This is a genomic window from Natronotalea proteinilytica (assembly GCF_055379935.1).
Genome location: NZ_AP043947.1, coordinates 1,538,220 through 1,550,807 on the forward strand (window position 1 = coordinate 1,538,220; position 12,588 = coordinate 1,550,807).

The 12,588-nt window shown below is 55.4% G+C and carries 11 protein-coding genes; 6 read left to right on the top strand and 5 right to left on the bottom strand.

Annotated elements, in window-relative coordinates; genetic code table 11:
* Nucleotides 1–38 precede the first annotated feature (38 nt).
* The 4 genes from prfA to rplI all read left to right on the top strand — a co-directional run bounded on the left by prfA (nt 39) and on the right by rplI (nt 2,458).
* Entirely contained in the window at nt 39–1,112 is a 1,074-nt protein-coding gene (gene prfA, locus ACZ5AL_RS06300) for a peptide chain release factor 1 (RefSeq protein WP_464512922.1), read from the top strand.
* A 231-nt stretch (nt 1,113–1,343) separates the two neighbouring features.
* Nucleotides 1,344–1,703, top strand: a complete 360-nt coding sequence (gene rpsF / locus ACZ5AL_RS06305) for a 30S ribosomal protein S6 (protein WP_464512924.1) — start codon at nt 1,344–1,346, stop codon at nt 1,701–1,703.
* Nucleotides 1,704–1,753: 50 nt separating this feature from the next.
* Nucleotides 1,754–1,963 carry a 30S ribosomal protein S18 gene (gene rpsR / locus ACZ5AL_RS06310; protein WP_464512925.1) on the top strand — a complete coding sequence of 70 codons (210 nt, stop codon included), beginning with the start codon at nt 1,754–1,756 and terminating at the stop codon, nt 1,961–1,963.
* Nucleotides 1,964–2,011: 48 nt separating this feature from the next.
* Complete coding sequence (rplI, locus tag ACZ5AL_RS06315) at nt 2,012–2,458, top strand: 50S ribosomal protein L9 (protein WP_464512926.1); 447 nt, start codon at nt 2,012–2,014, stop codon at nt 2,456–2,458.
* 235 nt (nt 2,459–2,693) lie between these two features.
* On the opposite strand, the gene ACZ5AL_RS06320 is transcribed toward rplI, so the two are convergent.
* Nucleotides 2,694–3,215: a YkvA family protein gene (locus ACZ5AL_RS06320; RefSeq protein WP_464512928.1), complete on the bottom strand. Its 522-nt coding sequence runs from the start codon at nt 3,213–3,215 to the stop codon at nt 2,694–2,696.
* A gap of 115 nt (nt 3,216–3,330) precedes the next feature.
* Here ACZ5AL_RS06320 and ACZ5AL_RS06325 point away from each other — a divergent pair, with 115 nt between their 5' ends.
* The gene (locus ACZ5AL_RS06325; protein ID WP_464512929.1) at nt 3,331–4,320 is read left to right on the top strand and encodes an L-threonylcarbamoyladenylate synthase; all 990 of its coding nucleotides are present in this window, start codon (nt 3,331–3,333) and stop codon (nt 4,318–4,320) included.
* Here ACZ5AL_RS06325 and ACZ5AL_RS06330 read toward each other — a convergent pair.
* Together ACZ5AL_RS06330 and ACZ5AL_RS06335 are read right to left on the bottom strand one after the other, a co-directional pair.
* Nucleotides 4,250–5,362: an NAD(P)/FAD-dependent oxidoreductase gene (locus ACZ5AL_RS06330; protein ID WP_464512931.1), complete on the bottom strand. Its 1,113-nt coding sequence runs from the start codon at nt 5,360–5,362 to the stop codon at nt 4,250–4,252. The two genes, ACZ5AL_RS06325 and ACZ5AL_RS06330, sit on opposite strands and share 71 nt — an antisense overlap.
* A gap of 1,273 nt (nt 5,363–6,635) precedes the next feature.
* Nucleotides 6,636–8,012 carry an ankyrin repeat domain-containing protein gene (locus ACZ5AL_RS06335; protein WP_464512932.1) on the bottom strand — a complete coding sequence of 459 codons (1,377 nt, stop codon included), beginning with the start codon at nt 8,010–8,012 and terminating at the stop codon, nt 6,636–6,638.
* A 583-nt stretch (nt 8,013–8,595) separates the two neighbouring features.
* Between ACZ5AL_RS06335 and ACZ5AL_RS06340 the strand changes: the two genes are divergently transcribed.
* Nucleotides 8,596–8,898 carry a DUF4258 domain-containing protein gene (locus tag ACZ5AL_RS06340; protein ID WP_464512934.1) on the top strand — a complete coding sequence of 101 codons (303 nt, stop codon included), beginning with the start codon at nt 8,596–8,598 and terminating at the stop codon, nt 8,896–8,898.
* A 768-nt stretch (nt 8,899–9,666) separates the two neighbouring features.
* Here ACZ5AL_RS06340 and ACZ5AL_RS06345 read toward each other — a convergent pair.
* Nucleotides 9,667–10,797: a DUF5694 domain-containing protein gene (locus tag ACZ5AL_RS06345; protein WP_464512936.1), complete on the bottom strand. Its 1,131-nt coding sequence runs from the start codon at nt 10,795–10,797 to the stop codon at nt 9,667–9,669.
* 1,231 nt (nt 10,798–12,028) lie between these two features.
* Nucleotides 12,029–12,517 carry a methylglyoxal synthase gene (locus ACZ5AL_RS06350; RefSeq protein WP_464512937.1) on the bottom strand — a complete coding sequence of 163 codons (489 nt, stop codon included), beginning with the start codon at nt 12,515–12,517 and terminating at the stop codon, nt 12,029–12,031.
* Between the last annotated feature and the right edge of the window lie 71 nt (nt 12,518–12,588).

Sequence of the window (12,588 nt, forward strand, 5' to 3'; positions counted from 1 at the left end):
TTTGCCCCGTTGTTTTTGTGTCCTGATGATGTGCCTACATGATCGAACTGGAGAAGCTGGAGAAGATAAAAGCGCGTTTCGAGGAGATCGAGCAGATGATGGCCGATCCTGAGATTGCCACCGACGCCCGGCAGATGTCGGAGCTCGGCCAAGAGCACGGGCAGTTACGTGAAGTGATCAAGGTGATTCGGACCTACGAAAACCTGCTCGATGAGCGCAGCGACCTGAAAGACATGGTCAAAGAAGAGTCCGGGGAGATGGCCGACCTGGCACAGAATGAACTCGAATCGCTGAACGATCGGCTTCCCCAGGTCGAAGAGGATCTCAAGCAGAAGCTCATTCCTAAAGATCCAGAAGACCGCAAAGACGCGATCATCGAGATTCGAGCAGGAACGGGCGGCGACGAGGCGGCCATCTTCGCTGGAGATCTGTTTCGGATGTACACCAAGTTTGCAGAGAAGCAAGACTGGTCGTACGAAGTCATCGACGCCTCGCACGGGTCGCACGGCGGATTCAAAGAGATCACGTTCAGTGTGAGTGGTCCGGATGTGTTTGGCACCATGAAGTACGAGAGCGGCGTGCACCGTGTGCAGCGCGTGCCCGAAACCGAGTCGAGCGGGCGCATCCACACGTCAGCCGCATCGGTGGCGGTGTTACCGGAAGCGGAAGAGGTGGACATCGACATCAAGCCGAACGACTTGAAAATCGACACCTTCCGGGCCAGTGGTCCAGGGGGGCAGTCGGTGAACACGACCGATTCAGCGATTCGCATCACCCACTTGCCCACCAAGTTGGTGGTAACGTGTCAGGACGAGAAGAGCCAGCACAAGAACCGCGACAAAGCGATGCGGGTGCTACGGTCGCGGCTTTACGATATGAAACTGGAGAAGCAGCGCGAGGAACGGGCCGAGGAGCGCCGCTCGCAGATTGGCTCGGGCGATCGCTCGGCGAAGATTCGGACGTACAACTTTCCCCAAGATCGCGTGACGGATCACCGCATGGAGGGGAGTAACAAAAACCATGCACTTCAAGATGTGATTGAAGGGGAGCTTACACCCATCCTTGATGCACTTAAAGCCGAAGAAAACGCCGAACGGCTGGCGCAGTTGTAATGGGGGGCGGCAGATCCCTTTCCAATTCGTGGCTATTTCAAGCCACGTAGGCCACATTTTTCTGGTGGCCTCGTAGGTGTATGCTGTCATGGCGCACCGTAAATCACATGCCGGCTGCATTATGTCGGATGGTGCCTTTGATCCCTGCTCCGGATGTACACACGTCGAAAGGCGATGTACGCCCACCGGGGCATGAACATCCTGTTTCATTCCAAAGGGACACACCCTCTTATGGCTAACGAAAACATGTACGAGCTGACCTACATCATTAGTGGGGTCGCTCAGCAAAACCAGATTGACGACATCGTCAATTCCATCAACAGCTTTATTCGCGAGCACGGCGAATTGCTTGAGGTAGATGAGTGGGGCAACCAGCGGTTGGCCTACCAAATCAATAAAAAGCGTAGCGGATACTACGTAAACCTATACTTCCGTGCCCCCGGTTCGGTGGTACCTAAGCTTGAACGTCAGTTGCAGCTGAACGATCAAATCTTGCGGTACCTCACGTTACGCATGGATGCGAAGATGCGTCGCCACTACGAGAAGACGCAAAGCCCCACCGCGATCGAAGACGCTGCTGAGGAAGAGTAAGCGCGGCGTCGCTACGTTCTCGTCTCATTCTACCAACTTTTTATTCTCTTATGGCTCGCAACGACCAAGATTTCGAACACATTGAATACGTGGACTACAAGGACACCGAGTTCCTTGAGCAGTTCACCAACAACCAAGGGAAGATTCTGCCCCGTCGTGTCGGCGACGTACCGGCCCGGGTGCAGCGTCAGATTACCCGCGCCATCAAACGGGCTCGTCATTTGGCGCTCCTGCCTTACGTATCCGACTCGGTCCGTTAAGGCCGGGGTTGTTTCCTGAGTTGTTGACTTAAATCCATTTAGCATATTATGGACGTTATTCTGTTGCAAGACGTTGATCACCTCGGCTCCAAAGGGGAGGTTCATGAGGTGGCCGATGGTTACGGACGAAATTATCTCATTCCCCAAGGACTTGCACGCATGGCGACGGACGGCGCCGTCAAACAATTGCGTGAAGAGCAGCGCCAGGCATCGCGGAAGGTTGCGGCTAAGAAAGAAGAGGCCGAGCGCGTAGCCGATGAACTCGAAGATATGCAGGTTGTGTTCACCGCGAAGGTGGGCGAAGAGAACCGCATTTTCGGAACCATTACCACGCAGCAAATTGCGGTGGAGTTGGCCAACCGCGGCTTCGATATCGACCGTCGTGATATTGAGTTGCAAGAAGATATCCGCGTGATTGGGGCCTACAAAGCCCGCATCAAGGTGCACTCAGAAGTGGATGCGCTGCTTGACATCCAGGTTATCCCGGAGTCGTAAGCACGCCTGTGCGCCATGTGTTATGGCGTAGCGTATGATGCACGACCCAATACAAAACGCCCACTCGGCAGTCGTTCGAGTGGGCGTTTCGTCGTTGCGGCACCGGGCGCCGAAACTACTCGTTATCGCGGCGCATCCAGGCCACAATGAGCCCGGTGCCAATGCCAAGGGCCAGAATGAAAAGATACCACAGGGGCGATTCAGCAATCTCCATAATCAGTTGAAAGCAAAAAGGTTAGTTCGATGCGATTTGGCGTTCCCACGTCCGAAAGCGGTTCAACTCGTTGTGAGTCGTGCGCACAACGAAGGCCACAACCGCGGCATCATCTAGTAACCCAATGCCCGCTATCGATTTTCCGCGAGGGCGGCGCATCAAGAAAAAGTAGAGGACAGCCAATGAGAGCACGCCCAGCGAGCGCCACGGGAAGCGGGGATATTCGCCGCGTCGCCACGCCTTAACCAGTCGAACGAGCGTAGCCACGTCATCAATGATGACAGCGGGCATAGAGCGGTCTTCATCCAGCCGGTCTACGGCACGGCGGAGCAAGGCAACCCATTGCAGGCGCTGTTCAATCAGTTGCTGAAGCGTAGATACGAGCGTTTCAGAGACCGATTGCGATTGCCCGTTCTGCCCATTTGGGTCGGAGGTGTCGGAGGCGGAATCGCTTCCATTGGTCGTCTTTGTAGTCGTGTCGTCTTCAGAAGAAGCATCGGGTGAGGAGGCATCGGGTGCGTCGGCAGGTGAGGCGTCAGACATAAAGCACGTTGGGTTGGTGTGGAGTCGAAGCGAAGAGCCCCGGTATCGGAAACGACCGATGGGGGACTACCTTTGATGCATAGACCCGTGTTAGAGTTCACAGACAACATCAAAGATGGTTACTCAACGAACCGATCAGCCGGAAAAGGCTGCTCGCTGGCTGCGCATGGGCGATTGTGTGGCGTTTCCCACCGAAACGGTGTACGGGTTGGGGGCCGATGCGATGAACCCAGAGGCGGTGATCAAGATCTTTCAGGCCAAGGGCCGCCCGGCCGACAATCCGCTAATTGTGCATCTGGCTTCTGTAGAGCAGGTGGAGCAGGTAGGACGCGATCTTTCGCCTGCAGCGTGGACCCTGCTACGCACGTTTAGTCCAGGACCGCTTACGTGTGTGGTGCATAAGCACCCGGATGTGCCCGATGTAACGACCGCTGGGCTCGACACGGTGGGCGTGCGCATCCCGGCGTTGCCTATGGCGCAGGCGTTCTTGCAGGCGTGTGCTGTACCTGTGGCTGCACCTTCGGCCAACCAATCGGGGCGGCCTAGCCCCACTACTTGGGAGGCTGTACGCGAGGACTTGGAGGGGCGTATCCGGGGCATCCTGATTGGTCCGCAAGCCCCCACGGGGATTGAGTCTACCGTCATCGACACCACGGTAGACCCGCCAGTGGTGTTGCGTCCGGGAGCAATTACGCTGGAGGATGCGCAGCGTGTGGTTCCAGCGCTCACAATGGCGACAACGACCGACGCCGAGCATCGGAGTCCAGGCACGCGTCATCGGCACTATGCGCCTACTGCTCGTGTTGAAGTGGCCGATCCCGAGCGGGCCCATCCTGATCCGGAGGCAGGATACATTGGGCTCCACCCCCCTGCGCAGCGCGATGCATGGGGCCGGGTGGTGTTGTGTGGCAGCCTTTCCGACTATGCATCGCGGCTATTTGCTACGTTTCGGCAGTTCGACAACGACGGGTTTCGGCGCATTGTGTGTGAGCCGGTGGAACCTACCGGCTTGGGACGCGCCCTCATGGATCGTATCATGCGGGCAGCGGCCCCCTCGTCTTCCGAAACATCCACCGATGCAGCGCCGGAATCAGACGCGCCATGAGCACGGTAGCCCGTGCCACACCGGGACGAAATGCTACGTGGTGCAGACGGCGCCCCCACTTCAGGCGCGTGTCAAAGGCGCGGTGCCAGTCGGTGCGGTAGGCATCTAGCAGCGTAGACGGTCGAGTCGTATCCGACAGATATACATGCAGATGGGGAACGAGCAGGTCGGCTGCATGCAAAGCCATCGCCATGCCATCGCCGCAGAGCGGGGCGATCATGGCGGCGGTGTCGCCCACCATACACACGTCTTGGTGCACGGGGCCTTTGGTGTCGAGCGTCACCTGGCTTACTGCGCAGAAGTCGGTGCAGCGGGTGCCTTGCGCCAGCCGTTCTTTGAGGTGTGGGTTGGCGTTGGCGGCTGCAGTGAGCATCGCGTCGGGCGAGCCGGTGTCTTTAAGCAATGAGCGGCGGCCAATCCAGCAGACGTTGAAGCGGTTGTTTTCGACCGGCGAGCAGCCGCAGTATCCCCCTGGAAAGGCGTGGATGTCAATGACTGGAGGCATCGTGCCTTCATAGTGGGCTTTGAACGCCACCACATCGGCAGGCTCTGACAGATTGGTTCGGTTCATCGTGCGGTCGGGAATGCCGTGTTTGCCCCAGGCCCCTACCACCACTTGAGCGTCGGTTGTTCCATGGGCATGAGCGACGGTAAACCCATCGTTTAGCGAGCCGCGAATGTCGGATACGCGACATCCGGTATGTATTCTGGCGCCTTCGTCTTCGGCGCGTGTGGCTAGTTCTGCATCCAATACGTACCGGCTAATACCGAGGGCTGCAGCTGGCATGTTGTTGGTTACAGAGAGCGACCCGGCAGTAAGCACTGAGGTGTCGATGCGGGGCGGGTTGTGCACTGCTAATGCGTCTGTAAGCCCAAGTTGGTCGAGCGAGCGTTGCGATTCAGGAGACAAAAACTCGCCGCACAGCTTGTGGCGCGGATATGATTGGGCCTCAAAGAGAGCGACGGTATGGTCATGGGCAGCCATTTGCGTGGCTACGCTCAATCCAGCCAGTCCTCCGCCAACAACAGCGACATCTACCATGGGAGCAACGTAGGGGAAGTCCAAGAGGGAGTGTGCTGTGCGTCATACCCATAGCGGCGGCGAGCATTCCCATGCGTTTACATCGTTACGAATGAAGGGAGGCCGCTCGATCGATCAGAGCCTGCTGAGCGTTGGGGAGATGGGTCCACCGAATGCCATTCGGCGGCTACATGGGCCTCCTCCGTCGGCCTTCGCTCACCATGACAGGTTTTTTGGGAGGGGGCTGGGACACAGAGTTTCGGGCGGTCTCCGTACCCTAACAATCACGTGTGACAGAGAAGTAGTGCTGTGTTACGCCTGAATGTTATGGTCCAACTATTGTCATCGCGAGGAGGGAGCCCTGCGACTGACGCGGCGCTGTGAGCGCTAGCGAACGAGTACTCCTGGGGTGCGATCTCATGCCGTTGATTGGGCAGTTGCACCCGGCCTGACAGCAATGAGATTGCGTCGCTGCGCTCGCAATGACATAATCAAAGATATTTTTGCGGGTCTGCTTAGTTTCTTTACCTTGGGGATTACGTTGGACGCAGAGCGTCCATTCGTCCGTCGCGACGCAGAGCATCGCGACGAGGACGCAAGTGGGTTGCATTGTGTATAAGCCATAGCTCCTCTGAGGGGGACTTGAGGAACGCCTTCCACGGTTCCTTCCTCCTCGGGGAGCTAGTCTATGCACACAACTCGAGATGGTGATAATCGTTAATCACGGGTTGCAATCTGGACTTGTTGTTGACGGGATCATCAACGTATTGGCCAGAACGAGGGACGGCGCCCGCGGGACCTCGTGCGGCCGGTGCCTTTTCTAGATCCTGGATCGCGCTCGCCGGCATGCTTGCCTGTTCTGAACTCGATTCAGGATCTAGATGACATTCGAGGGGGGGCGTTGGAGTTGAAAGGGGGCCCTTCGTCTTCGGCACCGCCCCCCGATACGTCATCCTGAACTTGATTCAGGATCCATTCCCCCGACTATTCCCCCGAGAAGACGCCCAGATGGGTTCTTGTTGTAGGATCCAACAGTCTCTCATTGAACGGGCGGTGGAGGAAACCAACGTTAAATAAACAACATAGCGAAGAAAAAGTTATGTGCAAGGACTATCCTTGGCGAAGGGGGAGAAACCCGTAGGGAGAGGGGGTTTGAGCGAGTCGTGATGATGTAGACCACTTAACATTTTGCCGCTACCGGGTGTTCGTTTATCCCAGTAGGTTAGGGGCACATGAGTTACCCGAAGATTGACTTGTGACACAACGCAACTATGAAGGCGCCGGGCGATTTGGCTCAATCTGAAGCATATTGGAGCAAATCAAGGACTTCGGTGTGGCCGGTCTCTTGGGCAATATCAATCGTCGTGCCAGCGGGGCCTTCACGGGTTGGATCAGCGCCCGATCGCAGCAAATGCTTTACGATGTCTGTGTGGTTATGGTACGTAGCTGCCATAAGTGCCGTTACGCCATCCTGTTGCGCATCGCGCACATAGGCACCAGCGCGCGTAAGCACTTCAACGGTTTCGGTACGGCCTCTGAAAGCAGCTTGGATCAGGGCAGTGTTGCCATCGTCGTCGCTAATATTTGGGTCGGCGCCTGCATTCAGGAGCAGATCAACCATGTCTACATATCCTCGCTCGGCGGCTTTTATGAGGGCGGTGCTTCCCTCTCGTGTTTGGGTATCCGGAGAGGCGCCTGCTTGTAAGAGTGTATTGGCTGTATCCACGTTGCCTCGTGCAGCGGCAGCCATAAGCGCTGTATGGTGATTATCGTACGATGGAGCGTTGATGTCAGCTCCTTCGTAAAGGAGACGCGCTACAGCATCGGTTTCTCCTTGACGTGCAGCGTAGATCAGCGCTGTATTTCCTTGCGCCTCACACACCATATTAATGGCAGCTCCGGCATCTAATAGGTACGATATCATGCGCGGATGGCCGCTTCGGGCGGCATGCATGAGCGGAGTAATTCCCTCATCGGTTGAGGCACGAACGGCAGCGTCGTGATCAACAAGTTGGCGTGCTGTGTCTAGGTGCCCGTAGCGGGCTGCTCGCATGAGCGCGGTTACGCCATTACGAGGCGTAGCATTAACGTCTGCGCCATGCTGCACAAGGAGAGGGATGATATCGGGGTGGCCTGCCTCGGCGGCACGTACCAGCGCGGTAAGTCCGTCATCGCGTGTGGTTTCCACGTTAGCGTCAGCTTCAAGAAGAGCACGTGCTACGTCTCTATGGCCTTCGCTTGCAGCGAGCATGAGCGCGGTATAGTTGCTTCTATTTGTTGCATTGACATCGGCGCCATGCTCGATAAGCATATTGGTAATGTCAGCATGACCGTGTTTGGCAGCAACGCCAAGAGGGATTTGTCCACGTTCGTTTGCCGCATCTGGATCGGCGGAATGGTCTAGTAAGAGGTCGACGGCTTCTGTCTCGCCATCGGCGATATGGTCTACAAATGCCGATGGATCGGTGGAAAGCCCACGATCTCGAAGTGTAATTTCGGCAGTATCTGTTTGGGCTTCAGCTATATTCGATGGTGCAGAAGAGACGGTAGAACGTGTGTCTTGTGCGTGCCCTTGTCCATTAACCAGTGCCAGCACGCCTACGAGAAGTGCGAAGACCCAAATACGGTGGGCCGGTGTGTGCTGCGGGCAGTCGGGATAGGCGCTCTGCATGTGCGATGGCCTCCCCCAATCAGACCGTATGATACGAGTGTAAAGGTGCATGGCAGATCTAACCCTGTGTGATAACGTCGATAGCGAAACCGATGACAATGCAACAGTACCGGTATCTTACTGCGCGATGCGATGTGGCATATGCGCTTTTTATACTGTCTACGTGTAGCCTGCCCCTATATATTTGAAAGATGGCATATTTTTTGGTTGTGGGTCGAGCTGTGCAGAGCGATTACACAAAACCAGTGCTATTGGACTATAGCAGCCTCTCGTTTCCTGAATATCGTATTTCATTATACCAGGGACTTTAGTAGGGTGGTTTATTTTACCCAGTTTGGGTTATTTGTAATCACTCTCATCTGTCCTAACGCCGCAACCTCGTGACCGCCATCCTAAATATCAAAAGATTTTATGTGATTGTTCTTTTCTTCACATAAGGGGTCTGATTTTGGGGCTGCAATGGGCAAAAAAAGAAATGGTGCAACAGGTCGGACACCACATGTCCGCCATGAAAGAAAAGCAGGTAGAAACAGGGCATCAATCAGAGATGCCTCGTGAACTTTTATGCCAACCGGTATATGCTATGACCTGGACGATCAAGCGTGCGTATTATCCGAAAGCTTCTGGTACATACACCCTCAGTCAGCATGCTCAGCAGCGCATGCGCGAGCGCCGCATTGATTGTGGTGCCGTGCGGCGGGCGCTTGTCCTGGGACGTGTCATCTACACCCGGGGCGCCGCTCACTTTGTACTTGGACGCAAAGAGGTGAAGCGCTACGCCTCGGTGCCGCCGTCCGATAACGGCGTACAAGTGGTCGTCAATGACATTCAGAACGGTACGGTGCTGACCACCTACCGCAATCCCGATGAGATGCCGCGGGCGTAGTAGAACGTTAAGCGGATCCACAAAAGAATCTTTGAGCATGTCATTCGAGGAGCGCCAGCGCCACGTCGGTCGCAGGCTCCCTCCTCGCGATGACAAGGTGTAAACGTATTTCGGTAGCGGTAAGGTATTAAGTGATTGACATGTGGTTTACATCATCGCAACACGCTCAAACCCCCTGTCTTCGAGCTTCGACGCAGGCGTGATCCTGTGGACATCTCCCCCTTGACCAAGGGCTAGTCCTTGCACATAACTTTTTCTTCGCTATGTTGTTTATTTAAAGTTGGTTGTCTCCACCGCCCGTTCAATGAGAGACTGTTGGATCCTACAACAAGAACCCATCTGGGCGTCTGCTCGGGGGAATAGTCGGGGGAATGGATCCTGAATCGAGTTCAGGACAGGCAAGCAAGCCGGCGAGCGCGATCCAGGATCCAGAAAAGGCACCGGCCGCACGAGGCTCCGCGGGCGCCGTCCCGCGTTCTGGCCAATACGTTGATGATCCCGTCAACAACAGGTCCAGATTGCAACCCGTGATCAACGATTATCACCATCTCGAGTTGTGTGCATAGACTAGGGCCAAGGGGGAGAAACCCGACACGAGCCCGGAGGGCGACTGATGGAGCGAAGCGGAATAAGGGAGAGGGGGTTCGAACAAGACAAAACTGCGGTCTCCAACCACCTTATCATTTAGTGTCTATCCACTACCCGTATTTCTAGCCGACTTATTTAATCAAGACGGCATTTAGGCGCAGCTTAGGTAAACGGCATCAATCATGCCGGCTCGGGCAGATAGGTGCGCGGGTCGATCCACCGGTAACCAGCCTCCTGAACGAGTTCGTCGAGAAAGTACTTGTGTCCAAGGCCTACGATGACAAGCACCCGCTCGGGATTTTCCTCTTCAATCGCTGTTTCCATGTATGCAAACATGCGCTCATTGCGCAGCCAGTAGTTATCGGTCTGCTGCTGTCCAATAGGTTCATCTTGCCACGTCACACTCGGATAGATTTCTTCGTATGCCCAGTACTGTAGTCCAATGAGTTCTGGACTGTTAGCAAAGTGGAGCAGTTCAGGAAGCGTATTGCTGTGTTCGGGGATATGGCCTCCCCATTCGCGCGCTGTCACGCCAAATTGGGGGAGGATCGGCCAGAAGTCGCGGAGTGCCCACACCCTGCCGCTGCGTAGGACATCCAGCATCTCGTCGAAAATAAACCACTCGGCATCTGGTCCCTGATAGTCGAAAGGAACAAGGTGGTGCACTTCATTAGCGCGAGCCACCGGCGTTCCGATTTTAGCAAGCTCATGCCTCGCCATCCGGTTGGCCCATTGGGCGAGCGTCTCATGCTGTTCGAGAAATGAGCAGTCATTTCCCACCCAATGGTGCAGCGCATTGGCAAAATCGCGCGCCAGGAAGTAATGCTGGCCGCGTGTGCAGGGAGAGGAAGGCGGACGGTCATCCTGCTGGTAGACGGTGCGCATGGAGTCGGCCACGGCGCGGTCGATTGACCAGTCATCTGCATACGCATCAAGGTCGAAGCCCGCCCGGTAGTCGCGCCCCTTTCCGACCGGATACTGGGGCGGCAAATATTCGACGACCACCATATCCGGATTGAACGTGCTGATCTTCTCGGTTACAGTGTGGAACTGGGCGTCTGGATATGTTGTGTCTTCCTGGTTTAGATGAGTCGTTCCCAACACCATAACTGCTGGATTCTCACCGTCTGTCATTGAGCCGTCCCATTGCGTCAAATCGATGGCAGCGTCTTCGGAGAGCAGTTCTGAAACGGGGGTGTGCGATTGCAGGCTCCACCACACAGTCCCTAGAATAGCCAAGGTCAGTAAGAAAACGAGTAGTCCAATGGTACTGCGCCACAAAATACGGGCAACGCGTTTAAGCATAGGCATAGGCATGGAGCATTTATATGTGGATACGGTCGAAGACACGCTGGCCTACTCACGAACGCTAGCTCCAGACTGTTACGCGCTTTTTCTTTGGATCATACGCAGAGCCAATTTCGGCAGGCTCCGTCCCATCATCACGTCAGTTGCAAATTTTAGTACTGGTTCAATGGTAAGAAATTGTTATGTGGGCTAGATCATCGGAGTACGCTTGGGTACCCTGTCTACTGCTGTGTCACAGCTCAATCTTCGGGTTGCAACACCCCCGTTTTAATGTTGTCATCTTGAGCGGAGCGGCTCCGCCTAGAAGACGCGGAGTCGAAAGATCTCCTTCGAAATGAGCATGGCCGCTCGATCGATCAGAGCCTGCTGAGCGTCGGGGAGATGGTTCGACGTGCTCCGGGCTGGGCCCGTCGCGTGCTCACCATGACAGGTTTTTTTGGGAGGGGGCTGGGATACAGCGTTTCGGACGGTCTCCGTCCCCTAACATTCAGGTGTGACAGAGCACTAAGTGACCTCAACAATGGTTTTGGGGATTGCCGGGTGGGTTCCCCTCCATCCTACCCTTCCTCCCCGAGGAGGAAGGAACCGTGGAAGGCGCTCATCAAGTCCCCCTCAGAGGAGGAGGATTTAGGGGGAGAGATTCTGCGAAATCAAATATATTAGTCACTTATGCGAAACGCAGCACCGTACGAATGAGAGCGTGTATTAACAACGTCGGGGCGCACATGATACCGATTTGAAACGCACAAAACCCCAACTTCATGCCTGTCTCTACTTACTGCTGTGTCACAGCTCAATCTTCGGGTTGCAACACCCCCGTTTTAATGTTGTCATCTTGAGCGGAGCGGCTCCGCCTAGGAGACGCGGAGTCGAAAGATCTCCTTCGAAATGAGCAGGGCCGCTCGATCGATCAGAGCCTGCTGAGCGTCGGGGAGATGGTTCGACGTGCTCCGGGCTGGGCCCGTCGCGTGCTCACCATGACAGGTTTTTTTGGGAGGGGGCTGGGATACAGCGTTTCGGACGGTCTCCGTCCCCTAACATTCAGGTGTGACAGAGCACTACCGCGCTCCCCCGTCGGCTTTGTTGAGATGCTTCACGGCGTTCAGTATGACCGATGAGAAAAACGGAGAAAAGAGGGTAAGATGTCACTTAACAGTTTACCACTCCCCAAATTTTCTCATTACGGAGACCACCTCGAAATACAACCTTCGGTTGCAGCGCATCATAAAATCATTCAGACGTCTTTTGGATGGTCGTCTACAATTAGGCGATTCATATGCGTATCGTAGTCTGGGCGTGAGCGTTCGTATGGTGTACTCATGAGAGGCGAGGAGATAATGAAGTCGGCAGAAGCTCTGTTGCATGCGATAGGGATATTCCAGACCACGGCAATACGCAACAATGCTTTGACGTCGGGGTCGTGTGGCTGCGGCTGCAGTGGATCCCAAAAGAAGATCATGAAGTCGATGGTGCCATCTGTAATCAAGGCACCAATTTGCTGGTCACCTCCCAGCGGACCGCTCTGTAGTTTGTTGATTGTCAGACCGAGTTTGTCTTCGAGGATCCGTCCAGTGGTGCCTGTAGCATACAACACATGATTTTGCAGCAGGTCATGGTTGTAGTCGGCCCATTCCAGTAGGTCGCTCTTTCGATTATCGTGAGCAACGAGAGCAATATGGCGGGGCGACGAACGGGTGGTTGGCGTTTTGGGGCCGTCGTTCATTGCAACGTGTGGTAGGTCAATGAGCATTATGTGTACGGTGCGGCTGCGGCGTTTAAGACCCTGCACCAGGG